Origin of the sequence: Sphingomonas paeninsulae, from assembly GCF_003660165.1 — a bacterium.
In the GTDB taxonomy this organism is placed as follows: domain Bacteria; phylum Pseudomonadota; class Alphaproteobacteria; order Sphingomonadales; family Sphingomonadaceae; genus Sphingomonas_O; species Sphingomonas_O paeninsulae.
This window is the reverse complement of record NZ_CP032829.1, coordinates 1,737,693-1,764,299: the sequence shown is the minus strand read 5'-3', so window position 1 is coordinate 1,764,299 and position 26,607 is coordinate 1,737,693. Positions and strand designations below refer to the sequence as shown.

Below are 26,607 nucleotides of genomic sequence, written 5' to 3'. Positions count from 1 at the left end.
TCGCCGGGTCACCAAATGGGTGGGTTTCACACTCTTCGGCTTGCTGGTCCTGGCGGGACTGGCCGTGCTGGGTCTTAACACTGCGCCGGGCCGTAAGTTCGTTGCTAACCAGATCGCCGGTTATACGCTGGCATCCGGTCTCGGATTCGAAGTCGGCCAACTCGACGGCTCGCTCTATGGCAATCTGATTATCCGCAATCTGCGCGTTCATGATGCGAAGGGAGTGTTCGCTACCGCCCCCGAAATACGTCTCGACTGGCGGCCATTCGCGTTTATCTCGAACCATGTCGATGTGCGTTCGGCGATCGCGCCACTGATCGAAGTCAGCCGCCTGCCGCAACTGAAACCGGTCCCGTCTGACCCCAACGCACCGACGTTGCCCGATCTCGACATCGACATCGGCCGTCTGAAAATCGACCGCCTCGTCCTTGCCGCTCCCGTAACCGGGGCGCAACGCATCGTCGCCATCGACGCGCGTGCAAAGATCGCCGACCGCCGCGCCCAGATCACCGGCACCGCCGCCTCGACCGCTGGCGATCACCTTGCCCTGAAACTGGACGCAGTTCCCGACGACAATCGCCTCATCATCGACGCCCGGCTTCAGGCTCCGTCAGGTGGCGTCGTCACGCAACTTGCTGGTCTGAAAGCGCCGCTGGTCGCGACCGTCACCGGACGCGGAAGCTGGGCCAACTGGCAGGGCAACGCCAATGCCCTGTTGGGTGGGCAGTCGCTTACCGACCTCGCCATAACTGCACATTCGGGCGCGTTTACGGTCAAGGGGCCGACCCGGCCCGGCCTGATCCTGACCGGCCCTGTCGAACGCCTGACCGCGCCTAACCTTTACGTCGATGCCTCGGCGACCGTCGCAAACCGACGCGCTGATACGCGCATCACATTGAAATCCAATGCTCTTGTCGTCGTGTCCTCCGGGGCAATCGACCTTGCCAAATCCCGGTTCGACAATCTGAAAGTCGATGCCCGCCTGCTAACCCCCGGCGCGATCGCCCCCAATCTCAATGGCCGCGACGTAGGGATCGCATTGCTGCTCGATGGTGCATTCGCCCGTCCGCTCATCGATTACCGGCTGGATGCTGCCGCCATCGGCTTCGGTACTACCATCGTAGAGGGCCTCCACGCCGAAGGTCGCGCAACGGTCGATACCGACCACATATTAATCCCCCTCAACGCCCGCGCCCGCCGGGTCACCGGCCTCAACCCAGCCGCCGGCGGTCTGCTCACCAACCTGACGATCAACGGCCAGCTCGCCGTCACCGGCAAATCGATCCTGTCCGACAATCTCAAAATCCACTCGGACAAGGTCGATGCGACAGCACTCGTCGTCACTGACCTGACCAAAGGCATTTATCGGGGAGCATTGAAAGGTCGGGTCAACGATTATTTGATCGACGGCATCGGCCGGATAAACCTGAACACCGACGTCAAGCTTGTCACCGTCCCCTCGGGCGGCTTCGGCATGACCGGCCATGTTGTCGCGCAGACCGTCCGCATCTTCAACAAATCGGCGAGCGACTTTCTCGGCGGTCCGGCAATTGTCGGCGCGGACGTTGGCTTCGATCCGCAAGGCACGATCGCCGTCCGCAATCTGCGACTCAACGCACCTTCGTTCCGCATCCTGTCGGGCGAAGGCACATACCGTTCAGACGGTCGCATCGCCTTCAATAGTGCGGCCACCTCGAAACAATATGGCCCACTCGTCCTTGCGATCACCGGCACCGCCACCCAACCACTGATCCATCTGAAAGCCGCCCGTCCCAACGTCGGCGTCCAGCTTACCAACGTCGATGCCGTCGTGCGGGGGACCGGGACCGGCTATTCGGTAAAAGCAACCGGCGGATCGCCTTATGGCCCTTTCAATGCCGACGTCCTGATCCACTCGGGCAAGGGGCCACTTGCCATCGACATCAACCGTGCTCGCTTTGCGAATATCGACTTTGCCGGGCGCATCGTTCAAACTGCCCCAGGACCATTTGCCGGGCGATTGACCGCCAACGGCGCGGGAGTTGCGGGCATCGTGACACTCGCTGCACAGGGCAAAGTCCAGCGCGCCGACATCGACGCCACGGCGAACAACGCCCGCATTCCCGGCGCAAGCCCGATCACGATCGACCGCGCCATCATAAAAGCGGTCGCGATCCTTTATCCAAACGCACCTTCAATAGTCGGCGATGCCCAGGTCGCCGGGTTGCGACAGGGCGCGTTCGTCATCCAGACCGCCCGCGCGAAGATCGACTATCGCGGTGGGCGCGGATCGGCTCAACTGGTTGCCACTGGATCGAACGGCGCTCCTTTTCAGGCCGCAATCAACACTCGCTTGTCACCCGATCTCTACACCGTAGCGGCGCAGGGGCGGATCAACGCCATCACCTTCCGCCTTGCTCAGCCCGCCACGATCCGCGCCAACCGCGGCATCTACACGCTGGAACCTGCGACTATCACCCTGCAACAGGGGCAGATCGTCGTGTCGGGTCGTTATGGCAACGGCATGGATGCACACGCCCGGTTCCAGAACCTCGATCTCAGCCTGTTGAACAGCTTTGCCGCCGGAGCCGGTGTTGGCGGTAAAGCGACCGGCTCGCTCGATTATGCACAGGCATCGGCGGGCGCTCTCCCTATTGCCGACCTTCGCCTCGACGTTGCCGGGTTCACCCGATCCGGCGCTACTGCGGTATCGGCACCGGTCAACATCGCCGCCATCGGCCAGCTTCGTGCGCAGGATGCAGTGCTCAACGCGCTTGTCCGTCGCAACGGGGCTATGATCGGTCGGGTGCAGGCTCGCTTGCAACCGCTCGGGTCAGATACCAGCCTGAGCGCGCGCCTGATGAATGCAGGCCTTGGTGGCGGCATCCGCTACAACGGTCCCGCCGACGTACTTTGGTCTCTGTCCGGCATCGCCGATCAGCAACTTTCCGGCCAGATCGGAATCGCCGCTGATTTTGCAGGCCGCATTTCCGCGCCGCAACTGACAGGTGTCGTTCGAGCCAATGACCTCACCTATAACAACGAGACCTACGGAACGCGTATTCGTGCGATAAAGCTCAGTGGGCGCTTCACCAACGATCGGTTCGAGATTAGCGATTTCAGCGGAAAAGCTGGCGAAGGTACCGTGCAGGCAAAGGGCAACGTCGGTTTTGCAGCCGACAGCGGCTTTCCAATCAACGTCAGTGCGACCTTTACCAATGCACAACTGGCGCGCAGCGATGCGCTGGGCGCGACCGTTTCAGGAACGCTGGCGGTTACCAATGACAAGGCCAACGGCGCGTTGATCCGTGGCGATTTGCGGCTTCCCGAAGCCCGCTATGAAGTTATCCGACAGGGTGCAGCCGAAATCTCCGAACTGTCGGGGGTGCGTCGGCGCGGGGCTGTTCCTGTAAAGCCTGCGGACGCCACGTCGAGCGTCCCGGGCCTGTTCAAGCTCGACCTGCGCGTTCATGCCGATCACAGCGTTTTCGTCAGCGGCATGGGACTGGAGGCTGAATGGGCAACCGACCTGCGCGTTGGGGGAACATCTTCGGCGCCGGTCGTGACCGGCGATGTCAAGCTGGTGCGCGGAACATATAGTTTTGCAGGGCGACGGTTCGACCTTGATACGTCGAGCAAGATCACATTCCTTGGCAGCCCGGTTATCAATCCCGAACTTGCGATCGCGGCGTCCACGACGGTCAACGGCGTAACAGCGACAATCAATATTACTGGGACCGCTCAACGTCCGCAGATCGTATTCGGATCGACACCGACGCTGCCACAGGACGAAATTCTGTCGCGCCTGTTGTTCGGAACATCCGTCACGTCGCTTTCGGCGACACAGGCACTCCAGCTTGCTGCCGCCCTGAATTCACTGCGTGGGTCTGGTGGTGGCCTGAATCCACTTGGCAAGCTGCGTTCGGCGACCGGCATCGACCGGCTGCGCGTGCTTGGTGCCGATGCTTCGACAGGCCGCGGCACCGCGGTCGCGGCGGGCAAATATATCTCGAACAACATCTACATAGAGATCGTGACCGATGCGAAAGGCTTTACCGCCACCCAGCTCCAGATCTCTCTGTCAAAAGCGCTGAGTATCCTGTCACAGGCGGGTGGTTCAGGCGGAACCAATGCAACGATCCGCTACTCGAAGGATTTTTAGAGACAGTTTTTAGATACTCCGTGGGCATTTCACAAATCTGCCATGGTTGCGATCCGGCACGTCAACGGGTGGTCTACAATGTTTAACGCACCGCCGTCCTAATACTCAGTAAGTCTTTGACAGTCTATCGATGGCGCTGGATACTCGGGTCAACAAGGATGATACATGAAACCCAGTGCGTCGATCGCGTCCGTTCTGCTTCTTTTGGCGGCTGTACCAGCAGCAGCACATGAGGGCACCCGTGCCCCAAAGGTCGAAGGCGCACTTTCGTGGGACGTTCTGGCCCAGACACAAGCGATCGAGTGGCAGGATGAAGTCAGCGGGCGCGCTTACTTGCGGCCCGGCTTTTCGCCCGATGCAAACGCGCTGGATGGCACCCAGGTGACCATCTCCGGCTTTCCCATGCAGCTCGAAGAAGGCTCTAAGCACAGGAAGTTCCTGATATTCGCCCAGGCACCCGACTGTTTATTTCACATGAACTCTGGCCCTAACGGTTTTGTCGAAGTGGAGGTTGCCAAGCCACTAGCAATCGGCGACAAACCAATGCTGCTGGCGGGCAGATTCGAACTCGTAAAAGCCGATCGCGGCGGAGTTTTCTACCGACTGGTCGGGGCGGCTCCAGTTTCAATTCGTGAGTAGTTCAGCCGCCGGTGATGGCACCCTGGACGCGCTGGATATCCGCATTCTGCAAACATTAACGAAGCAAGGACGGATTGGGTGGCGCGACCTTGCCGATACGATAGGTCTGTCCCTGACGCCGACACTGAGGCGCGTCCGTCGACTGGAGTCCGAAGGGTATATCGAGGGCTATACAGCCATCCTCAACGAACATCGCTTGACCGGTTCGGTCAACGCGTTCGTCTCGGTAACGCTCGAACGACAGTCCGACAGCGCACTTTCACTATTCGAGACAGAGATCACGACGTTTCACGAGGTCATGGGCTGCTACATGATGACCGGGACGGCCGATTATCTCATTCAGGTTGTCGTCCGGGATCTGGATCATTTCCAACTGCTGCTACGCAAGCTTACGGCTTTACCCCATGTCGCCCATGTTCAGACGAGCTTTGCCCTAAAGGCACTCATTCAACGAAGCTCGCGCGTGCTGAACATGACGACGGCTACATAAACCTGAGCGGAGCGTGCTCTCCATGACCACGGCCCCACTTCCAGTTCAGTCCTGAGCAAGCATCTTTCCTTCTGCTTTATAGACTTTTCCGCCCTTCATCACGAACTGAACACGCTCCAGTTCCTTTATGTCATTCAGGGGATCGCCGCTGACAGCGACAATGTCTGCATATCGACCCGTGCGGATCGATCCTACATCTCCTTCCTGACCCAGCAGTTCGGCAGCATTGCCGGTGCCAGCCAGAATAGCATCTATCGGCGGGATTCCTGCCTCCACCATATATTCAAACTCATGGGCATTTTGGCCCAGAGGGCGATATCCTAGCTGATCGGTGCCAAGAGCTATCTTCACCCCGGCACGGTATGCATTAACTGCATTGGCCCGCATCGTTGGCGTCACGGCAATGGCCTTATCCGCGACCGTAGGCGGCAAACTATCCGGCTTCGTCATTGCAACTTCATAAATTTCGCGCCCGGCGAACAACGTCGGAACCATGAAAGTTCCCCGTTCCTTCATCAGTCGGTAAGTCTCGGCATCAGCATATGTGCCATGTTCAATGGAATCGACGCCTGCCCGGATCGCTGCATCGATGCCCGCCTTGCCATGCGCGTGTGACGCGACCTTCATTCCGAGCGAATGCGCCGTGTCCACGATGGCTTTCAACTCATCATTGCTCAACAGTTGAAGGTTGGGATCGTCGCCAACGCTGGCGACGCCGCCCGATGAGTGAATCTTGATCACTCTTGCGCCGCGCTTGCGAAGCTCGCGAACGGCGCGAGTGGCCTCAGTCGGGCCATCGACAACCGACAGTTTCCAGTTATCGCTGCGTTGCCAACGCGGGTCGATGCCGTTGCTCGGATCTGAATGGCCGCCGGTTGGCCCAAGCCCGGAGCCCGCGAAAATGATCCTTGGGCCGGGGATCAAGCCGTCGTTAATCGCGCCCGTCAGCGCGGCAAGGACATCTATGTTACCGCCGAGATCTCGCACGCTCGTGAAGCCACCCTTCAGGATTTCGCGCATGTTCCAAACCGACTGGAACGATTGCTGCTCCTGTGTACCCCGAAGTCGATCACGTCGTTGCCCGCCACCTGTCAGGTGATTGTGAACGTCGATGAAACCCGGAAGCACGGTCGATGTGGACAGGTCGATCACTTCAGCGCCCGCTGGCGTCACAAAACCTTCCTGGACGGCCAGGATACGGTCGTTCTTGACGAGAATGCTGACCTTTGTGCGGGGCTTTTTCGACACACCGTCGAACATCGTACCCGCATGAATGACGACATCGTTCGCCAGGCCAGGTGACGCGGCCATTGCCACGACAGCTATTGCAATGGTCATGAACCATCTATTTTTGCTGAACATTACTCTCTCCCAATCTGTCGGCGGTATGTTCGTTATCTCAACGGAGGAGCTTGCCTTCGGCCTTCAATACCTCGCCGCCCTTCATCACGAACTGGACCCGCTCCAGCAGCGTGATATCGGCCAGGGGATCGCCGCTGACGGCCACAATGTCTGCATAACGACCGGCCTGTACCGATCCGACATCCTGCGCTGCGCCAAGCAATTCGGCAGCGTTACGGGTTGCCGTATAGATTGCATCGGTTGGAGTAAGCCCCGCCTTTACCAAAAGGCCGAATTCCTCGGCTTTGTTTCGCCGAGAAGTCGCGCCCTGATCTGTACCGAACGCGATCTTTACGCCTGCCCGATAAGCCCGACCGGCATTGCCGATCATCGTCGGAGTTACTGCGATCGCTTTTGCTGCGACCGTCGGTGGCAGCAAATCAGGTGTTTTGGTCGCAGTCTGGTAGATTTCGTCGGCCACCAGCAACGTCGGGACAAGAAACGTTCCGTGCGATTTCATCAATTTGTAGCTTTCGGCGTCGGCATAAGTGCCGTGCTCGATTGAATCCACGCCAGCCAAAATGGCTGTATCGATAGCTTTCTTGCCATGAGCGTGCGCCGCAACCTTCAAGCCCAGTTCATGCGCCGTATCGATGATCGCGACCATTTCGTCCTTGGTCATCGTCATATGATTGGGATCATCGCCGATGGAGGCAACACCACCGCTAGGCATAATCTTGATAACCGTTGCCCCTCGCCGCTGATGCTCGCGCACTTTGATGCGACCTTCTTCGGGACTATCCACGATCGAGGCATCCCGGCCACCGAAAGTTATGTCGGGGCGCATACCGTTGGCCCGATCAGAATGGCCGCCCGTTGGGCCAAGGGGTTCGAGCGCCGTCCAGAGGCGTGGACCAACCAGTTGCCCCGCAGTGATCCCCCGAATGAGCGCCGGCGCGGTCAGCGGACCCGATCCCAGATCGCGGACGGTGGTGAATCCTTCCTCGATTTCCCGGCGCGCGTTCAATACGCCCGCCACCACTGCATCACCCTCGGTTTGGGTAAAGCGATTCATTGGCCGACGGTCGCCAGACGAAGAAATATGATCGTGCGATTCAATGAAACCCGGCAAGACGGTCGAACCGGACAGGTCGATAATTTCAGCCCCCGTCGGCGTTACGAAGCCGTTCTGGACGCCCACGATCCGTTCGTCCTTGATGATAATAGACACCTTGGTCTTTGGCGTAGCGGAAATGCCGTCGATCAAAGTTCCGGCGTGAATAACCACATCTTTTGCAAATGCCGGTGTTGCCGCCATTGTGAGTGCCAGGGCCATTGCCGCCGAAGCACGAAGTTTTGTCGAAACGTAAACCATTATGATCCTTTCAGATGAAACTGACAAACCTCAGAAATTCTTTCGGAAATCGATGCCAATCGTACGTGGCGCGATGCTAACCGTGCGGACGTTGTTGCCGCCGCCGAACAAGGCACCGTTGCCCTTTGTGGAAAGACCGACCTTGTCGAACAGGTTGTTCGCAAACAGGGAAATTCCCCAGTCACCGTTTTCCGCCTGGACCCCAGCACGCAAGCCAACTGTAGCGTACCCGGGTAGCCGCTGCTGAAACGCATTGGTTCGCTGGTACAGGTTCCAGGCAGAGCTGACGTAATTCATGTCCGCACGGGTCAGCAGCTCAATGTTATCAGCAAGTAGATAAGTATATTGCGCGGATGCCTGAGCCGTGATTTTTGGCGTGTTGGGAACGAAGTCACCTTTTAGCCCCGCACCCGCGATGGTAATGCCATTAACCGGGCGCTGATCTTCAGTAAGTTTCGCCTCGATATACGAACCCGATGCCTGTAGAATCAGTCCGCGCAGAGGCCGAATTGTGGACTCAAGCTCGATTCCCCTAATGCGAACATTTCCGGCATTGGTAATAAACGAAAATGTGCTGCCGTTTGCCTGAGCATTAGAAGTTTGCGCCGACGATTGAATGTCGGACCAGTCAACCTGAAAAACGTCTACGTTCAATATCAGACCGCGGTCGAACCACGATGACTTGATGCCACCTTCATAGTTCCACAGGCTGTCCGACGTATATGGCCCAAGCGCCGACGGCAGCCCGATTACCTGGTTGACGCCGCCCGGACGGAAACCCTGGGCGGCCTGAGCATAAAGCATCACGTCGTCCGTCAGATGATAATCGGCGCTGAACTTGAACACCCATCCATTTTCGGACGCTTTGGACGTCGTCGGCGGTTCCAGACCATTGCCAATAACGATGTTCGGAACGGTAACCGATCCCGTCACGGTCTTCGAATAATCGAAATACCGTCCGCCTGCGGTTACATTCAATCGACTGGTAATTGCGTAGCCAACCTCTCCAAAAAAAGCGACTTGCTTCAATTCGTCCTCGATCACCCGACGGAATAAGACTGTTGCCGGACGGGTTACGTTGCCTGCGACAGTTGGCACTGTCGTCAACGGAACAATCATCTGTCCGGTCGCAGGATCGACGGCGTTAACGTCGCTGACGATCCCGGTCTTGCGCACGGCGTGGAAAGCTCCAACGGTCCAGTTCAGCGCGCTTTTCCCGCTCGACGACAGGCGCAATTCCTGGGTCGAGTTTTTGGTGTCTTGCGGCGAATATGCTGTCGATGGCGCCATTGAAAGTGCGTATTGACGGTATTGCCCTAATTGAGCAGAAGAACAGGCAGCAGTTCCGCTCCCAGCATAGTTGCGACATCCTGCGGAATTGACTGTAGCGTTAGCTGAGGCATTCCGAAAATATTGCGATGTGTCGTAATTATACTCAAGGGCACGTTTCGAATACGAAGCAACACCGGTTAAAATCGCGCCACCAAGATCCCAGTTCAACGTGCCGCTGTAGAGGTGAAGATTGTCTTTCTGCGGCTGTACAGATTCGTAGCTGGCGTCATACGGCTGACCACCGCTGGCGTAGGTTGGAAAAAACCAGTTGGAATGAAAAGTATCTGTATCCTGAATTACAGCAAGCCCATCGAAAGTGATATCCGAGGTCGGCTTGAACCGAACCATCAAACGACCGCCCTTGCTCGTCGTGTCGTTAAAGTTCTTCAGTCCAAGCCGACTGTTATCGAGATAACCGTCGCGGTCGCGATAAAACCCGACGGCGCGAACCGCCAACTTGTCCTCGATAAGCGGAAGGTTGATGAATCCTTGGGTTTCATAGCCGGGGCCACCGTGCGCCGTAGTGCTAACCTGACCCGCGACCCCACCCTGAGTCTCGTTCATATTCGGCTTGTTAAAGATCAGTCGAAGCGTGCCTGCCATCGATCCCGATCCGTAAAGTGTGCCTTGCGGACCACGCAGTACCTCCACCCGTTCGACGTCGAACAAGCGAATTTCCGGCGAACTGCCACCCGCATCGTTGCTGACACCGGCTGATCCAACGACCGGAGTCTCATCATAATAAACGCCGACCACTGGCTCGCCCGAGCTCTGAATGTTGCGAATAATGACGCGCGTGCCAGGGCCATTGCCGTTTTCACGGAACACCAGGCTAGGGGTTGATCGTGCCAGTTGGGTGCTATCCGTTATGCCCATGTTAGTGAGGGTTTTAGCTCCGATGGCAGAGATGGAGAGTGGCGTGTCCTGGATATTCGTTGCGCGTTTCAAGGCAGTGACGACAATCTCACCCTCGTTGCCGCCGCTCGCTTCAGAAGATTGATTTGCCCGTTCGGCTATGGTTTCGGCATCGGCACCTTTCAGCCCGATTGAAGCTGCCGCTTCTTGAGCGATAGCAGTTGATGAGCCAAGTAAACTCGCGGAAACTAGCAACGTAATTCGGATAAACTTAAAGCGGCTCGAAAAATAGACGCGTCGAATCACAACTCTGCCCCCAAGCAAACTATTGTAGACAGCAGTCGGCAATCCAATAAATGGTCACATAATTAAAGTTTTATTGTATTGATAAATCCAGCATCATATTTCAGATACCTTTGGACTTAACCAACTCTTTCCAAATGCCCCGTTTATTGGCAACTAACCCGATGCCACTGCTTTATCTACTCCCGAGTGGAAGTGTGATACATTTCAATAGAGCGTGCAATCCCAAAAATTGCGAAAAATTTGGGTGAATTTAGGTTATATCACCCAAAATTTTCATAACTTTAGGCATTTTTGTTTGTTTCATGATCGCGATATAGCTGATGAGATGGATGTGCATGACGGATCCCGATCTTCGCTCAGCATTTCTCTGGCTACGGCTATCAGCACGGTGTTCTCCGTTGTGGGCCGATTTAGCTCTGCAACCGTCGCTCGATACAGTCAGACAAAAAGCGGAATCCCGTAATCGCGATCACATTCGCATCTTCCATGATCACCCCCCTTTGCAAACAGGTGTTATTAGTCGCAATCGGGAGCACCTAGGGGAAAGAAATGGCGGTAGGGACGTGCCTCGTCGATAGTTCGTGCGACCGACGGTCGCGCATTAAGACGGGCGCGATAGGCCCGCACGCTGGGGAAAGCATTGCCAATCGGGTGGGCCCAGTCCGCGTAAAACAAGGCGGGCGCTGCCGAACAATCGGCAAGGCTGAAGTGATCGCCAGACACCCATTCACGGTTCGCCATGCGGCCCTCCAGCCAGGCATAAGCTGTGTCGAGGTTAGCGCGAGCATGAGCTACGGTATCGGGATCGCGCCTGTCGCCTCGCAGCGCATCGGAGACAATCGCCTGCATGGGCGTTTGAACATAATTGTCGAAAAACCGATCGGCGAACCGCACGTCGAGCGCGTCCGTTGCATCGACCGGAACCAGTCGAGCCGGACCCGGATAATGCAGGTCGAGATACTCAATGATGATCGTAGATTCGATCACCGACTTTTCTCCGTTGATTAACACCGGGAACTTCTTGAACGGCCAAAGGCGCTCCAGCTCAGATGCCGAGGCTGCATCTCCAAGGTCGATCAAGCGAAACGTAAACGGCGTGCCACTCTCGTAAAGCGCGATCAACGCTTTCCAGCAGTAAGAGGCGAAGGGGTGGGCATAGAGGGTTAATGTCATTTCAAAGCATTCCTATTATGCGGACGTTAACCCGATACATCATCCGCAATGATCGTGCAGAAGGCCATGAGACCACGGCTTTCTGTCCTTGCCCGGTAGAAATGCCCGAAACGTGTCCCCATATCTGCCACTAATGGAGGCATAGATGACAGACTATCGCAAGACTGATGAAGCCGTTGCCGCACTTTCCCCGGAACAATATCGCGTGACACAGGAAAGCGGGACCGAGAGGCCCGGTACGGGCGAATATCTCGGCAACAAGAAACACGGCATCTATGTCGATATCGTATCGGGCGAGCCATTGTTCGCGTCTGCCGACAAATATGATTCCGGTTGCGGCTGGCCCAGTTTTACCAAACCCATCGAGCCTGCGCACGTGAATGAGATTCGTGATGTGTCGCTCGGCATGGTCCGCACCGAAGTGCGCTCTGCGAATGGCGACAGCCACCTCGGCCATGTCTTCGATGACGGACCACGCGACCGCGGTGGGCTGCGTTACTGCATCAACTCGGCATCGCTGCGCTTTGTCGATCGCGACGACATGGAGGCCAAAGGTTACGGCGACTATTTGCCTCAAGTGGAGCGCGTGAAGTGAGTACCGAACGTGCCGTTCTTGCAGGTGGTTGCTTTTGGGGCGTTCAGGATTTGGTGCGTCGACAACCGGGCGTGATTTCGACCCGCGTTGGGTATTCGGGCGGCGAAGTGCCGAACGCGACTTATCGCAATCACGGGAACCACGCCGAAGCGATCGAGATTATCTTCGATCCTGCGATCACTAGCTTCCGGGCGATCCTGGAATTTTTTTTCCAGATCCATGATCCGACGACCAAAAACCGGCAGGGGAATGACGTTGGTGCGAGCTATCGGTCGGCGATCTATTACACCAACGACACGCAAAAAACGGTAGCGGAGGATACGATTGCCGATGTGGAAGCGTCGAGTCTCTGGCCTGGAAAGGTTGTGACCGAAGTTGCTGCGGTTGGTGAGTTTTGGGCCGCAGAGCCCGAGCATCAGGATTATCTCGAGCGTATTCCGAATGGCTATACTTGCCATTTTGTGCGTCCGAACTGGAAACTCCCCCATCGGACGCTTGCGGGCTGACGAAACGATTAGCGGGGGCGGAAGGGGGTACGGGCTTGAAATAATATATACCGTTGTCGCAAGCGAACAGGGCTTGCAGAGGTGCCCGCTCACGTTGAAAGCCCACGCGATGAATCACGAACGTCTTCGAACCGTCGCGGGCATAGCGGGTATTTCGTTCGGGACGGCGCTGGTAATCCTGGATGGCGGTATCGCCAACGTAGCTTTGCCGACAATTGCCCACGACCTCCACGTCGATTCATCGGCGGCGGTTTTGATCGTGACGGTCTATCAGCTTGTGCTGGTGATGACATTGCTACCGCTGTCGGCAATCGGCGACCGCATCGGGCTGCGGCGACTGTATCAATACGGCCAGATCCTGTTTGCGGCAGCGAGCCTGCTCGCGTTTTTTGCCAATACCCTGCCCTTCCTGCTGGTTGTCCGCGCGCTTCAGGCGCTCGGCGCGGCGGCTGTGCTTAGTGTTACGTCGGCGATGTTGCGGACATTGTACTCTCCGGAGAAACTGGGGCGGGGATTGGGATTTAATAGTGTGGTGGTGTCGAGTGCTGCCGCACTGGCGCCTACTGCCGGGGGTTTTCTGCTGGCTTTTGCAAGCTGGCCCTGGCTTTTTGCCGCTGCTGTTCCGTTTGCGCTGGGGTCTCTGGCGCTGGGGACGTTCCTGCCGAACCCGCCTCCTCGGGTCGAACCCTTTGATTTTGCTGGAGCTTTACTGTGTGCGGCGACGTTCGGGTTGCTGATCGGTGGGCTTGAGAGTGCTGTGCATGGCAGTTCACCGATGGTGTCGGCATTCATAACCGCCATCGGGGTCGGGTTCGCCGTAGCACTGGTCCGCAACCAGAAAAGGGAGCCGCGCCCTGTCCTGCCGGTCGATTTATTGGCGCGGCCGGTCCTTGCCCTATCAGCAATTGGCGGTTTTACCGTGTTTATCGCGTCGATGACGCTGCTTATCTCTATGCCGTTTCGGCTGGAACACAGCTTTGGCTTCACCCCTCAACATGTCGGTGCGATGATGGCTCCGTGGCCCCTGACGACATTGTTCGTCGCTCCACTGGCCGGGACGCTGTCGGACAAATATCCGGCGGGCATACTTGGCGGCATCGGCATGAGCATCGCCATCGTCGCTCTCGTGCTGATCGCTTTCATGCCGGGGCATCCGACCTATTTCGACGTGGCATGGCGCATGTCCCTGTGTGGGGCCGGTTTTGGCCTGTTCATGTCACCCAATGCCCGGCTTATCATCGGGTCTGCCCCGCGTGAGCGTGCGGCATCTGCCGGTGGACTGATCTCCACGATCCGTCTGTGCGGACAGACGATCGGAGCGACGCTGGTAGCGGCATTGCTGGCGCTGGGCCTTGGTGGCGGCTCAGTCCCCGCGCTGGTCGCATGTGGGTTGGCGGTCATTGCCGGACTGTGCAGTATCGCGCGTTTGAATCCGGCCATTCGCAAACCGAACACGCGTGAAGTCGACACCGTAAAAACCGTCGCCCCGTTGAATTAGGGGCGTTATCCGCGCAACATTCTACCCAGCGCTGGCATTTTTGTGGCGAATCTGTTAAAAGACATCGCAAGCGGCGCGGCATAACTGCTGCGCCAGCCTTCGGAGTGTCACAATAGGATCAGCCCATCGTCGATTTCATGCCGCGCCCCTCACGCAGCATCCTCGACGAATCGCCGCGCTGTTTCCGCTAGAAAGGTCGCAATACATGGCTGCCAATGCCCCCGCCACTGTCCTGATTTTCGATGTCGGCGATTATGTCGTTTACCCAAAGCACGGCGTCGGTCGCGTAATCGAACTTCAGAAATCCGAAATCGCCGGAATGGCGCTCGAACTCTACGTCCTGCGCTTTGAAAAAGAACGCATGACCCTGCGCGTACCGACCAACAAGGCCGAAGGCGTCGGGATGCGCAAACTTTCGTCGAACAAGCAGATGGAAGAAGCACTCGAAACCCTGAAGGGCAAGCCACGCGTCAAGCGGACGATGTGGTCGCGCCGTGCGCAGGAATATGAAGCCAAGATCAATTCGGGCGACCTGGTGTCGATCGCCGAAGTGGTCCGCGATCTGTTCCGTGCAGACGACCAGCCCGAGCAGAGCTATTCCGAGCGTCAGATTTTCGAAGCGGCGGCAAGCCGTCTCGCGCGCGAACTGGCGGCGATGGAACAGCTCGACGAGCCAAAGGCGCTCGAAAAGCTGCTTGAAATCCTGCGGGCTTCGGCGGCGATTTATAACAAGACCGCTGCGTCTGCATAAACGCGGGCGTCAGTATCGAAATCGAAAGGGCGGGTCGAAAGGCTCGCCCTTTTTCGTTTGCGGCCCCGCTCGATTCAGTGTATTACTAAGGCAATACAGTCGGAGAGTGAATATGCGCCATTTCGTCATCCTTGCCCCAGCCCTCGCCATCGCCGCTTGCGGTAGCAATGCCAGCGCGGCCCATGACGACGGTTCGCAAATCACACGCAATTTTCCGATCGGCAGCTTTCGATCGGTGGAGCTTGCCGGATCGGACAATGTTCATGTCGTGCGCGGCGATCGGGTCGGCGTGGTGGCATCCGGCCCCGCCAGCGTCATCGACCGGCTCGACATTCGCGTCGAGGGAAATACTCTTAAAATCAACCGCAAGCGCGGCGGCTGGAACATGAGCTGGGGCAGTTCGCGCGGCGCGGTCGTTACGGTAACCACACCCGGTATCGACGCCGCCGCTTTGGCCGGGTCGGGAAATCTGACGGTCGACCGCGCGTCTGGTGAAAGCTTCAAGGGATCGCTGGCCGGGTCGGGCAAGCTGATCCTTACAGACGTTCGCGTTACCAATGTTGCGCTCGACCTTGCCGGGTCGGGCGATCTGTCAGCGTCTGGAGCCGTACAAAACGCCAAAATGGCCGTTGGCGGATCGGGCAATCTTTCGGCCGCCGGTCTTGTCAGTCAGACTGCCGACATCTCGATCAGCGGATCTGGGAATGCACAGGCGGCGGCGCGAGGTCATGCGTCGCTTTCTATTGCCGGATCGGGCAATATCACCGTCAAGGGCACAGCCAATTGCGCAATTTCAAAAACCGGATCGGGTGATGCCCGCTGCCTTCCCTGAACCGCGCTGGCTCCCCCTAAGCCGTTCTGGGTTCCCTAAGCTGTTCTGGCAGTGCAGGATGAAGGCATGAAATATCTGGCCCTTCTCCTTGCGCTGCCCATTACGCTGCCCGTCACGCTGATTGCCAGGCCGGCCTTTGCGAAGGAACGATCGGTGACGGTGACCGCGTTCAACCGCGTGCGGATCGAGGGGGCTTTCGTCGTTGAGATCGTCACCGGACACGGTGCCTCTGCACGTATTTCCGGTTCCGAACAGGCGATCGAGCGCACCAGCATCCAGAATCAGGGTGAGATGCTGATTATCAAGGCCAGCCACAATGCCTGGGGCGGTTGGCAGGACGAAGACGTCGGTCCGGCCACAATCCGGCTGACGACCGCCGAATTAAGGACCATCGGGTCCAGCGGCGCATCGACGGTCAAAATCGACCATATGCGCGGCGCTTCGGTTACCATCGCTCAGGACGGGTCGGGGTCGCTCTCCATCGGGTCGGTAGAAGCCGACACGCTCGATATCGGCATGGCCGGGGCGGGTAGCCTGACCATCGCGGGCAAGGGCGCCGAAACCCATATCGCCGTCCGGGGCGCGGGCATCCTCGACGCCAGCGCACTTGCTATCAGTGATCTTCGGCTCAGCTCCGATGGCTCTGCGGTCGTCAAGGTTGCCGCCAAACGATCGGCCAATATTGTCGCCACCGGCACGGGAACAGTCACGGTCGCGGGCAAACCCGCCTGCACCGTCGTCAACAAGGGCAGCGGTTCAGTCAGTTGCGGTCACTGATCCGCCCTCAACCTTCAACATGGTAGCGGGTCGCGGCACAGCGTCGAACAGGACCGCTTCGGTGCCCGTCAGCCACGCCTGATATCCCGCACCCGCAATCCGTTCGAACAACGCCGCCCTTCGCACCGGGTCAAGGTGCGCCGCCACTTCGTCCAGCAGTAATATCGGCGCGCGTCCGACCGCGTGCGCGACCAGATCGGCATGGGCCAGTACGATCCCGATGAGCAATGCCTTTTGCTCGCCCGTTGAACAGCGCGCCGCAGCCTGCCGCTTGTCGATGTGAGTCACGATCAAATCCTGCCGGTGCGGGCCAGTGAGCGTGCGTCCGGCGGCTGTGTCACGCACTCGCCCTTCTCGTAAATCGCGCGCGAAATCGCCCCCGCTCCACCCTTCGAGCGTCAATCCAGCCCGCGCAAACGGACCTGCCGCCTCATCGGCGATGCGCGCGCCGAGTTCATCGACCAGCGCCTGCCGCGACGCCGCCAGCGCAATGCCATGTTCGACCATCGCCGATTCAAGCGCACCGAGCCAATCGCCGTCGGGCGCTTCTCCGCTCAACAGCCGATTGCGCTGTCGCATTGCAGCGTCGTACCGCGTGGCATGGTGCGCGTGAGACGGGTTACGGGCCAGCACCAACCGATCGAGGAATCTGCGCCGATCACCCGCCGCATCGGCAAACAGCCGGTCCATCGCGGGTGTCAGCCAGACCAGTGACAGCCATTCGCCCAGCCCCGTCGAGGGCGACGCCGCGCCATTGATCCGCACGATACGCCTGTCGGGTGTCGCCCCCTCGCTACCCGTACCGAGATCAACGGGAGCCTCTCCCCCCGTGGAATCAGCCGCGCGGCAACCGAAAATCCGCCGCCGCCACCGCTCCGCGCCATTTCGCGAAATGGAGCGCCGCGCAGCCCGCGCCCCGGAGCGAACAGCGACACCGCCTCCAATATGTTGGTCTTGCCCGCGCCATTGTCGCCGGTCAGCACGACAATGCCCTGCCCCACTTCGATCAGGGCATCGGGATAGGAACGGAAATCGCCCAGTGAGAGGCGCACGATGGCCATTATTTCAGCAAGTCAAAGCCGGAAGCGCCCACGCCGCTCACGCTCAAGGAGATGTTCGCGCACCCGGATTCCCTGCACGGCAACGCGCGTCTCGATGAGGAAAAGGATCAGCCCGGCCGCGAGCAGGATCATCGCCAGCACGAATAGCAGCGACACACTGTTCCCGTATTTCAGGCTCGCCAGTTCAGCAACGAACAGCAATGTCACCACCGCACAAACCGCCACTGCACTCGCCACGCACAGGAATATCGCATTCGACGCCAGGCCGATCCGCCGGTCGAGCAGGCGCAATTCCCAGACGTGGCGTTCATGTTCTTCGCCGCTCGATGCCGGATGGAGCGTTTCGAGCAATCGCGAACGATCCACGACACGATTCAGCCGTCCGGCGATGACGTTGATGATGCTGCCGATACCCGCAAGCAGGAACACCGGCGCAACCGACAGCGCGATAGTATGGGCAATGTCCGAAACGGCGGGCGTGGCTGCTATCATGCAGGCTTGCGAAACCTGAACGCGAACCGGTCGGTCTTGCCGCGTACTGCGGGATCGAACACGATTTTCGTATGATCGTCGGAGGGTGTTTTCAGCAGATCGCTCTGCGCTTCCAATATGAAGCCTGCGCGTTTGAAATCGGCCTTCACTGTTTCGGGGTCGATCCTGTGCAATTTCTCAACGATCGCCCGCGTGTCGCCTGCGGGACCGACATGATCGACGATGCTCACGATCCCGCCCGGCTTCATGGCGCGGAACAGGCTGGCGAGCACCATATTCGGGTCGATGCGCGGGAAATGATATTTCTCGCTCTCCCAGTAAAAGTCGTGATAATTCAGATGGATCATCGCGAAATCATAAGTGTTGGGGGTCAGCGCGGCTGGCAGACTGGTCGTCAGCCGGAAATTCGGCTCACGCGCGGCGAGTGCATCCAGATCGGTCTTTGCCTTGGCATCGATCATTGCCTGTGGTTCGAAGGCGACGACGCTGCCCCCGGCACCCACGACCTGAGCCATGATTTCAGCATAATAGCCCGTGCCCGTCAGCACATCGATCGCCTTCATTCCGGGCTTTAGCTGCATGAAGTCGAGAATTTCGGCAGGCTTTCGGCCGGCATCCATTGCCATGGCTTCCGCCGGGCGTCCCTTGAACGCAACGGCCGCCGCATAGTCACGCGGGGCGGCCATCGCCGTGGTTGTTACTGCGGTCGTTGCCGTGGCAAGCAACAACGATAGGAAAATGGTATGGCGCATCACATATCTCCCTTGTTCGATTATGCCCCGTATCTGAACCGGCGGACGCGTGCGTTCAAGGGGCAGTTGGGCGTTCGGGAGTGGCGGTCGGCGCTCCTGCAAAAACGGGCGCTCCAACTGGTGAAGCGCCCGTCTTTCCAACGTAAGGTACCACTGCTTTGGGCAGCAGCGGGTCAGCCTGTTTTTGCGCCGGTATTGACGCCCATGCTCGTCAGATATTTCTTCACGTTTCGCGCCGCCTGTCGGATACGCTGTTCGTTCTCGACCATCGCGATGCGGACAAAGCCCTCGCCATCCTCGCCGTAACCGACGCCCGGAGCGACCGCGACGCCGGCATGGGTCAGCAACTGCTTGGTGAATTCCAGCGAGCCCAGATGCGCGAGCGCGGGCGGCAGAGGTGCCCAGCAGAACATCGAGGCCCGTGGCGGCGGGATGTCCCACCCGGCACGGGCAAAACTGTCGACCAGCACATCGCGGCGTTTATGATAAAGCTCGCGGTTGGTGGCGACGATATCCTGCGGGCCGTTCAGCGCGGCACAGGCGGCGGCCTGTATCGGCGTGAACGCACCGTAGTCGAGATAGGACTTCACGCGCGTCATTGCCGCGATCAGTTTTTGATTGCCGACCGCAAAGCCGATTCTCCAGCCCGCCATCGAATAGGTTTTCGACAGTGAAGTGAACTCGATCGCGACGTCCTTGGCACCCTTTACCTGAAGGATGGAGACGGTCGGATTGCCGTCATAATAGAGTTCCGAATAGGCAAGATCGCTGATGATCCACACACCCGCATCGCGCGCCCATGCAACAAGGCGTTCGTAGAAAGCGAGATCGACCGTCTCCGCCGTTGGGTTCGATGGATAGTTAACGACGAGGACACTCGGGCGCGGCACGGTATATTGCATCGCGCGTTCGAGGCTGTCGAAATACCGTTCGTCGGGCGTGGTCGGAACACTGCGGATGGTGGCACCAGCGATGATGAAGCCGAAGGTGTGGATCGGATAGCTCGGGTTCGGCGCAAGAACGACGTCACCGGGTGCGGTGATGGCGGTGGCGAGGCTGGCGAGGCCCTCCTTCGACCCCATCGTCACCACGACTTCGCTGTCGGGATCGACATCGACCCCGAAGCGGCGCTGATAATAGTTGGCCTGAGCCTTGCGCAGACCCGGAATACCTTTTGACGCCGAATAGCCGTGGGCATTGGGTTTGCGTGCCACTTCGCACAGCTTGTCGATGACGTGCTGCGGAGGGGGCAGATCGGGATTGCCCATGCCCAGATCGATAATGTCCTCCCCGCCCGCGCGCGCCGCTGCCCGCATCGCATTCACTTCGGCGATGACATAGGGCGGCAGCCGCTTCATGCGGTAGAATTCGTCGGACATTTCGATCTTTCTACAATTAGGTTGAAGTTGAACGAGGGCTTGTAACAGACTTGAGCCCTGATGGTATATGCAACGGAACATCGGCTGAGGATTCGGTTGTGAGCGAAGACGCCCCTACTTCAATACCGAACGCCGACGCAGCAGCGGGCGTTCGCGCAATTCTGGACGGATGGGGTCAGTTGCTGGCTCCGATCGCGGCCGCAGGGCGTGACAGCGTCGACCCGAAGGACAAACGGTTTGCCGGACCGGAATGGGAACACCCGGTTTTCGATCTGGTGCGTCAGGGCTATGGCATGATGTCGGAGGCGATGATGTCGCTGGTCGACACCGTCCCCGGCCTCGACCCCGCGCAAAAGTCGCGCATGACGTTTGCGATGCGGACGCTGGTTGAGGCGATGAGTCCGGCCAATTCACCGCTCACCAATCCGGTTGCGTTGAACAAGGCGCTCGAAACCAGCGGCGCGAGTCTTGCCACGGGCTTTCAGAATTTGATGACCGACCTTCAGCGCGGTCAACTCACGCACGTATCGCCGACCGCTTTTCAGGTCGGCGTCAACATTGCGACCACGCCGGGCAAGGTCGTTTACGAAACCCCGCTGTATCAGTTGATTCAATATGCGCCGACCACGCCGACGGTCGGCAAAACACCGCTGGTTATCTTTCCGCCGTGGATCAATCGGTTCTACATCCTCGACCTGTCACCCGAAAAAAGCTTTATTCGCTGGGCGGTGGCAGAGGGACTGACGGTGTTCATGGTCAGTTGGAAATCGGCGGATGCGTCGATGAAGGACGTGATCTGGGACGATTATGTCGATGCCCAGATCGACGCAATCGACACGGTGCGTAAAAGCCTGAAGGTCGAAGCCGTTCACACCATCGGCTATTGCGTCGCGGGGACGACACTTGCCGCAACGCTCGCGGTCCTCGCCGCGCGCAAGCAGGCGAAAAAGGTGAAGAGCGCGACCTTCTTTACGGCACAAGTGGACTTTACCGAAGCAGGGGAATTGCTGAACTTCGTCGATGATACCAATATCGCGATGATCGAGAAGCTGTCGAAGGACGGGTTCCTCGACGGCCGGTATCTGGCGATGACATTCAACCTGCTGCGCGGTCGCGATCTGATCTGGAACAACGTGGTGAGCAATTACCTGTTGGGACAGGAGTATCCAGCGTTCGACCTGCTGCACTGGAACGGCGACACGACGAACCTGCCGTCGAAATGGCACAAAAGCTATCTGGTCGATCTGTATCGTGACAATCGCCTGGCGCAGCGGGGAAGCCTCAGCATTGGCGGCACGCCGATCGACCTCTCGCTCGTCAAGACCCCTGCCTATATTCAGGCCGGCCGCGAAGACCATATTGCCCCATTGCGCAGCGTATGGAAAATCACTGAACATTTTGCGGGTCCGTTGCGTTTCGTCCTGGCCGGATCGGGTCATATCGCCGGCGTCGTTAATCCCCCGTCCGCACAAAAATACCAATATTGGACCAACGAGAATCGGGTCAGATCGCTTGACGATTTCATCGCAGGCGCAACCGAGACAAAGGGAAGCTGGTGGCCGGACTGGATTTCCTGGGTCCGCGCGTTCGGCACTGAGGACGTCACCGCGAGCGGCGCACGAATCCCCGGAGACGGTGCGCTGAAAGCAATTGAGGATGCTCCGGGTCGCTACGTTAAAACCCGATAACTCGTTCTTTTACAACGACAAGTCGCTTATGTTGCAGCGCACCAATTCTCTTGCATTCTCTTTTTTATGGCGTATATGGTGCATTGCAACATAACGGCTCGGAGGCCGAATTGGCCGATAAACCTATTTTGAAATTACCATTCGCCGCAGCCGTGAAAACGCCGCTTCCCGCCGACGCGATCTCGCTTTTCGCGAAACCAGCTCTCGTCGCGAAACCGGCGCTTGTTGCCAAGCCAGCGCCGTCGAACGGCGCTAAATCGTTGACGCCAACGGTCACGGCAAAGGCAGCACCTGCTGTTGCCAAATCGATTCCTGCCAAGCCGTCGATCGCGCCACCTGTCCGCAAGATGCCGAAGCCGGCAGTCGCAGCCAAACCGGTGACGAAGCCCAAGCCAAAAGCCCCGACCGCTGCCGTTCCCCCGTTAAAACGCGCGACGCCCGTTTCTGCGCCGCTCATCACCGAAGGAAAAGCCAAAGTGACTGAGACTTTCACTAAGATTGAAAATAGCGTCCAGAACTTCACCGCCGATGCCACCGCTCGCGTAAAGTCGGTTATGGAAAAGGGTTCGAAGAACGTCGAGGAACTCGTCGAGTTTTCGAAGGGTAATCTTGAAGCCGTCGTCGCATCGGGCCGCGTTGCAGCCAAGGGTGCCGAAGAGATCGCGAAATACGCCACCGACTACGGCCGCACCTCGATCGAAAAAGCCAATGCGACTGCCAAGCAGTTTGCCGGTCTGAAATCGCCGACCGAATTCTTTCAGCTTCAGTCGGAGCTGGCGAAATCGTCGCTCGATGCGTTTGTTGGTGAAGCTTCGAAGTTCGGTGAGAACTACATGAAGCTGCTCGGCGAAATCGCCCAGCCGATCCAGAGCCGCTACGCGCTAGCCGTCGAAAAAGTGAAGACTGCCGTCTCCGCTTAATTCAATTCGCTATCGAAATGGCCGTTCTCGCAAACTGCGGGGACGGCTTTTTTGTGCGCCAAACCCGGTGCGCTATTGCCCCAGTGCGCGGCGATGCCATATTCTGGCGATATGCAAATTACATCGGCCAACGAACGTCGCGGCAATGACGAAGAAAACGGGACCGGTCTTGGTGTCGCAACCCGAACGCGGACGCGCACCAAAAAGCCTTCGCCCTACAAGGTGTTGATGCTGAACGACGATTACACGCCGATGGAATTCGTCGTGCAATGCCTGCAAACTTTCTTTCGCATGAGCATCGAGGATGCGACTCGCGTAATGCTCCACGTCCATCAAAAAGGCGTCGGCGTCTGCGGCATTTTCACATATGAGGTTGCCGAAACCAAGGTGACGCAGGTCATGGACTTTGCGCGCCAGAATCAACATCCGCTGCAATGTACGCTGGAAAAAGCTTAAGCCGCGCTGTGGAAAAGCTGGGACCACGTCGGAAAAAGGCCTGATTACTCTTCCACGAACAACTGCAACCGGTCCAACGCTGCATCCCATTGCCGCGACACTTCATCCAGATACCGACGCGACGCGGCTACGGCTTCGGGCTGAAATGCAAAGTGCATTTCCCGCCCGGCCCGAACGCTCTTCACCAGCTTGACGTCCTCCAGCACACGCAGATGCTTAGTAATCGCCTGACGACTGACCGCGCTTCCCGATGCCAATCGTGCGATCGACTGGTTACCGCCGGTCGAAATTTTTGCCAGCAGCGCGAGCCGCGTCGGATCGCCCAACGCGGCAAACACCGATGCCTGATTCAGTTCAGACCTCGACATGGTCGCGGATATTTCCGAGCTGCTGAGTCCAGCCGCCATCGTTCATACGCCAAGCCTCTTCGCGACGTCCTTCAGGCAACGAATCAAAGCCCGATTCCACGACTGTCAGGTGCGTCCCCGTGTCGGTGGCTTTCAGCGTAAATTCGATGAGCGTCTGGGGTTCGCCCGAATAGTCGCGGTCCGGACCGACGGCATAGGGATGCCAGGTGAATGCGAAATGTTCCGGTGCGTCCATGCGCTTGATCACGGCATTCCAGATGAACTCCCTGCCAGAAAAATTCATCTTTCCGCGCGCAGCCTTTCCAGCCTCGAATGGTGCTTCGATTTCGACCCGAAACCACGTTCCAAATTCGCGATAATCGCTCAACGCACGCCACACGCGCTCGATCGGCGCTTTTAGTTCAATCGTCTTTTCAATTCGGTCTGTCATATGCAACCTCCTGATTGCATATTCATTCCATAATCGAAAGCGATTCGCAACCATTAAGTTGCATAATAGGGAGGCGGCTTGCGCCTCCGTCCTCCGCCGCTAAACACCGCGATATGGACCGTATTATCATTCGTGGCGGCAACAGGCTGTCGGGGCGCATTCACATTTCCGGGGCAAAGAATGCCGCGCTCACGCTGATGCCGTGTGCGTTGCTGACCGACGAGCCGCTGACGCTGCGCAATCTGCCGCGCCTCGCCGATGTCGATGGCTTTGGCCACTTGCTCAATCAGCTTGGCGTTTCGACGATGGTCGAGGGCGCGAACCCCAACGAATTCGGCCGCGTGATGACGCTGCGTGCGAACCGCGTCACATCAACCACCGCGCCATATGACATCGTGCGCAAGATGCGCGCGTCGATCCTTGTGCTCGGCCCATTGGTTGCACGCATGGGTGAAGCGACGGTTTCGCTGCCCGGCGGATGCGCGATCGGCAACCGCCCGATCGACCTTCACCTGAAGGCCCTCGAAGCATTCGGTGCGGAAATCGAAATCACATCGGGCTATGTAAAAGCCATTGCTCCCGGAGGCAGGCTGTCGGGCGGCACGGTCCGGTTTCCCGTCGTATCGGTCGGCGCGACCGAGAACGCGTTGATGGCCGCGACATTATGCCGGGGCACCTCGGTCATCGAGAACGCGGCACGCGAGCCAGAGATCGTTGATCTGTGTAATTGCCTCGTCGCAATGGGCGCAGTCATTGATGGCATCGGCACCGAAACCCTGACGATCGAAGGCAAGGACCGTCTTCACGGCGCGACCTATGCCGTGATGCCCGACCGTATCGAAGCGGGCAGCTATGCCTGCGCCGCCGCAATTACCGGCGGCAGCGTCGATCTGGTCGGAGCAGACCTGCACGAAATGGCGGCGACATTCGACGCGCTTGCCGAAGCGGGCGTGAAGATCGAAGCATTGAAAGATGCGATCAGGGTATCCGCCGATGGCAAGCTGGGGCCGCTCACCCTGTCCACCGCTCCCTACCCCGGTTTCGCGACCGATATGCAGGCGCAGTTCATGGCGATGCTGTGCATGGCGAATGGTGCCAGTGTGTTGACCGAAACCATCTTTGAAAACCGATATATGCACGTCCCCGAACTGGCGCGCATGGGGGCCGACATTCAGGTTACCGGCCGTTCGGCGGTCGTTCGAGGGGTTCCAGTACTGAACGGTGCGCCGGTCATGGCGACCGATCTGCGAGCCTCGATGAGCCTGATTATTGCTGGCCTCGCGGCGCAGGGGGAGACGCATGTTCAGCGGGTGTATCACCTCGATCGCGGGTATGAGCGGCTGGAAGAGAAATTGCAGGGCATCGGGGCGGATATCGAGCGGGATAGCGACGGGTAAGGGTTAAATCTTGAGATTACCGCCTCCCTTCGACAGGCTCAGGGAGGCGGAAGGTTTCGCGTTAAAAAAGGCTGAAATGAACGAAGCCGATTTCCTCGCCCTGCTCCGCCCGCTCGCCACCCACCCCGCCGCGCGGGGGTTTGCCGATGATGCGGCGGTCCTCGGTGATCTGGTGTTTACCCACGACATGCTGGTCGAGGGCGTCCATTACCTCTCCGACGATCCACCCGGAGAGGTCGCGTGGAAGCTGCTCGCGGTGAATCTGTCCGATCTCGCCGCCAAGGGAGCAACCCCGGTCGGCGTCCTGATGGGCTATACGCTCGGTGTCGATACGGCTTGGGATAAGGCATTCGTTACAGGACTCTCCTGCGCTCTCGAACATTTCGAAACGGCGCTGCTCGGTGGTGACACGGTTTCGAACCCGGCGGCCCCGCGCGTCCTGTCGCTGACCGCCATCGGCCGCAGTTCCATTGCGCCATCGCGATCCGGCGCACAGGCTGGCGACGCGCTTTATGTCACGGGGACCATCGGCATGGCGGGTCTGGGGCTTGCCGAACTCCGTGAATCCAGCGCGGCCACGGGCGAGAATGTCGAGCGATACCGCCGCCCCACCCCGCGACTTTCCGAGGGTCGGGCTCTCGGTCCCATCGTCCATGCGATGATGGACGTTTCGGACGGGCTGCTGATCGATGCGCAGCGCATGGCCGCGGCCAGTAATCTGGCGCTCGAAATCGACATCGACGCGGTTCCCATCGTCGGCGAATGGATGGCGGCCCTGACCGCAGGTGACGATTACGAATTGTTGTTCGCCGCCGCCCCGGACGCGGCTCTGCCGGTTAACGCCAGCCGGATTGGAACATTTGCATGGGGCACTGGCCTGACCCTCTGCGATGCGAGCGGCCCGGTCCCGCTTCCGAACCCCCTCGGCTGGCTGCATCAGGCCGCCGCCCAATAAAGTTGCATCGCTTGCAACACCTTGCTTATACCCTCTCCTAAATACCTGATGTCGAACAAAATCGGCGGAGGTAAAACAGGGAAGAGGATGCCCAAATT

23 protein-coding genes and 1 pseudogene are annotated in these 26,607 nt (G+C 58.6%); 14 read left to right on the top strand and 10 right to left on the bottom strand.

Going from position 1 to position 26,607, the window contains the following annotated elements:
- Positions 1-19 precede the first annotated feature (19 nt).
- The 3 genes from D3Y57_RS14100 (at position 20) to D3Y57_RS14090 (ending at position 5,270) form a co-directional block, all read left to right on the top strand.
- Positions 20-4,141, top strand: coding sequence for a translocation/assembly module TamB domain-containing protein (locus tag D3Y57_RS14100; RefSeq protein WP_239025850.1), 4,122 nt, complete (start codon positions 20-22; stop codon positions 4,139-4,141).
- A 165-nt stretch (positions 4,142-4,306) separates the two neighbouring features.
- Positions 4,307-4,780: a hypothetical protein gene (locus tag D3Y57_RS14095; RefSeq protein WP_121153587.1), complete on the top strand. Its 474-nt coding sequence runs from the start codon at positions 4,307-4,309 to the stop codon at positions 4,778-4,780.
- On the top strand, positions 4,773-5,270 hold the full coding sequence (locus D3Y57_RS14090; protein WP_121153584.1) for an Lrp/AsnC family transcriptional regulator: 498 nt from the start codon (positions 4,773-4,775) through the stop codon (positions 5,268-5,270). The genes D3Y57_RS14095 and D3Y57_RS14090 overlap by 8 nt, the downstream gene beginning before the upstream one ends.
- 45 nt (positions 5,271-5,315) lie before the next feature.
- Here the strand turns inward: D3Y57_RS14090 and D3Y57_RS14085 are convergent, their stop codons facing one another.
- The 4 genes from D3Y57_RS14085 to D3Y57_RS14070 form a co-directional block, all read right to left on the bottom strand.
- Positions 5,316-6,608 carry a metal-dependent hydrolase family protein gene (locus tag D3Y57_RS14085; protein WP_239025849.1) on the bottom strand — a complete coding sequence of 431 codons (1,293 nt, stop codon included), beginning with the start codon at positions 6,606-6,608 and terminating at the stop codon, positions 5,316-5,318.
- A gap of 61 nt (positions 6,609-6,669) precedes the next feature.
- On the bottom strand, positions 6,670-7,986 hold the full coding sequence (locus D3Y57_RS14080; protein ID WP_121153580.1) for an amidohydrolase family protein: 1,317 nt from the start codon (positions 7,984-7,986) through the stop codon (positions 6,670-6,672).
- A gap of 30 nt (positions 7,987-8,016) precedes the next feature.
- Complete coding sequence (locus D3Y57_RS14075) at positions 8,017-10,479, bottom strand: TonB-dependent receptor (protein WP_162987125.1); 2,463 nt, start codon at positions 10,477-10,479, stop codon at positions 8,017-8,019.
- Positions 10,480-10,995: 516 nt separating this feature from the next.
- Entirely contained in the window at positions 10,996-11,652 is a 657-nt protein-coding gene (locus tag D3Y57_RS14070; protein ID WP_121153576.1) for a glutathione S-transferase family protein, read from the bottom strand.
- Between the two features lie 145 nt (positions 11,653-11,797).
- Here D3Y57_RS14070 and msrB point away from each other — a divergent pair, with 145 nt between their 5' ends.
- The 6 genes from msrB to D3Y57_RS14040 all read left to right on the top strand — a co-directional run bounded on the left by msrB (position 11,798) and on the right by D3Y57_RS14040 (position 16,611).
- Positions 11,798-12,247 (top strand): peptide-methionine (R)-S-oxide reductase MsrB, encoded by a 450-nt coding sequence (gene msrB / locus D3Y57_RS14065; protein ID WP_121153574.1) that lies wholly within the window; start codon positions 11,798-11,800, stop codon positions 12,245-12,247.
- The gene (gene msrA / locus D3Y57_RS14060) at positions 12,244-12,753 is read left to right on the top strand and encodes a peptide-methionine (S)-S-oxide reductase MsrA (RefSeq protein ID WP_121153571.1); all 510 of its coding nucleotides are present in this window, start codon (positions 12,244-12,246) and stop codon (positions 12,751-12,753) included. Before msrB ends, msrA begins: the two co-directional genes overlap by 4 nt.
- A gap of 109 nt (positions 12,754-12,862) precedes the next feature.
- Positions 12,863-14,251, top strand: a complete 1,389-nt coding sequence (locus D3Y57_RS14055) for an MFS transporter (protein ID WP_121153569.1) — start codon at positions 12,863-12,865, stop codon at positions 14,249-14,251.
- A 205-nt stretch (positions 14,252-14,456) separates the two neighbouring features.
- Positions 14,457-15,002: a CarD family transcriptional regulator gene (locus D3Y57_RS14050; protein WP_121153567.1), complete on the top strand. Its 546-nt coding sequence runs from the start codon at positions 14,457-14,459 to the stop codon at positions 15,000-15,002.
- Between the two features lie 112 nt (positions 15,003-15,114).
- Positions 15,115-15,834 carry a head GIN domain-containing protein gene (locus tag D3Y57_RS14045; protein ID WP_121153566.1) on the top strand — a complete coding sequence of 240 codons (720 nt, stop codon included), beginning with the start codon at positions 15,115-15,117 and terminating at the stop codon, positions 15,832-15,834.
- 66 nt (positions 15,835-15,900) lie between these two features.
- On the top strand, positions 15,901-16,611 hold the full coding sequence (locus D3Y57_RS14040) for a GIN domain-containing protein (RefSeq protein WP_121153564.1): 711 nt from the start codon (positions 15,901-15,903) through the stop codon (positions 16,609-16,611).
- On the opposite strand, the pseudogene recF reads toward D3Y57_RS14040, so the two are convergent.
- The 4 genes and pseudogenes from recF to D3Y57_RS14020 all read right to left on the bottom strand — a co-directional run bounded on the left by recF (position 16,591) and on the right by D3Y57_RS14020 (position 20,295).
- Positions 16,591-17,672, bottom strand: a pseudogene (gene recF, locus D3Y57_RS14035) (DNA replication/repair protein RecF). The gene D3Y57_RS14040 and the pseudogene recF overlap by 21 nt on opposite strands.
- Positions 17,673-17,684: 12 nt before the next feature.
- Entirely contained in the window at positions 17,685-18,164 is a 480-nt protein-coding gene (locus D3Y57_RS14030) for a DUF2721 domain-containing protein (RefSeq protein WP_121153562.1), read from the bottom strand.
- Complete coding sequence (locus tag D3Y57_RS14025) at positions 18,161-18,916, bottom strand: class I SAM-dependent methyltransferase (protein WP_239025848.1); 756 nt, start codon at positions 18,914-18,916, stop codon at positions 18,161-18,163. The genes D3Y57_RS14030 and D3Y57_RS14025 overlap by 4 nt, the downstream gene beginning before the upstream one ends.
- A gap of 173 nt (positions 18,917-19,089) precedes the next feature.
- A complete protein-coding gene (locus D3Y57_RS14020) occupies positions 19,090-20,295 on the bottom strand; it encodes an LL-diaminopimelate aminotransferase (RefSeq protein ID WP_121153560.1) in 1,206 nt (401 codons plus the stop codon).
- Positions 20,296-20,453: 158 nt separating this feature from the next.
- On the opposite strand from D3Y57_RS14020, the gene D3Y57_RS14015 reads away from it, so the two are divergent.
- The 3 genes from D3Y57_RS14015 (at position 20,454) to clpS (ending at position 23,359) form a co-directional block, all read left to right on the top strand.
- The gene (locus D3Y57_RS14015; RefSeq protein ID WP_430739047.1) at positions 20,454-21,983 is read left to right on the top strand and encodes a PHA/PHB synthase family protein; all 1,530 of its coding nucleotides are present in this window, start codon (positions 20,454-20,456) and stop codon (positions 21,981-21,983) included.
- A gap of 110 nt (positions 21,984-22,093) precedes the next feature.
- A complete protein-coding gene (locus D3Y57_RS14010) occupies positions 22,094-22,903 on the top strand; it encodes a phasin family protein (protein ID WP_239025846.1) in 810 nt (269 codons plus the stop codon).
- Positions 22,904-23,014: 111 nt separating this feature from the next.
- A complete protein-coding gene (gene clpS / locus D3Y57_RS14005) occupies positions 23,015-23,359 on the top strand; it encodes an ATP-dependent Clp protease adapter ClpS (protein WP_121155956.1) in 345 nt (114 codons plus the stop codon).
- A gap of 44 nt (positions 23,360-23,403) precedes the next feature.
- Here clpS and D3Y57_RS14000 read toward each other — a convergent pair whose 3' ends face one another.
- Positions 23,404-23,727: an ArsR/SmtB family transcription factor gene (locus D3Y57_RS14000; RefSeq protein WP_121153556.1), complete on the bottom strand. Its 324-nt coding sequence runs from the start codon at positions 23,725-23,727 to the stop codon at positions 23,404-23,406.
- The gene (locus D3Y57_RS13995; protein WP_121153554.1) at positions 23,714-24,157 is read right to left on the bottom strand and encodes an SRPBCC family protein; all 444 of its coding nucleotides are present in this window, start codon (positions 24,155-24,157) and stop codon (positions 23,714-23,716) included. Before D3Y57_RS13995 ends, D3Y57_RS14000 begins: the two co-directional genes overlap by 14 nt.
- 113 nt (positions 24,158-24,270) lie before the next feature.
- Between D3Y57_RS13995 and murA the strand changes: the two genes are divergently transcribed.
- Positions 24,271-25,554, top strand: coding sequence for a UDP-N-acetylglucosamine 1-carboxyvinyltransferase (murA, locus tag D3Y57_RS13990; RefSeq protein WP_121153552.1), 1,284 nt, complete (start codon positions 24,271-24,273; stop codon positions 25,552-25,554).
- Between the two features lie 76 nt (positions 25,555-25,630).
- Positions 25,631-26,509 carry a thiamine-phosphate kinase gene (gene thiL, locus D3Y57_RS13985; protein WP_121153550.1) on the top strand — a complete coding sequence of 293 codons (879 nt, stop codon included), beginning with the start codon at positions 25,631-25,633 and terminating at the stop codon, positions 26,507-26,509.
- Positions 26,510-26,607: the final 98 nt, after the last annotated feature.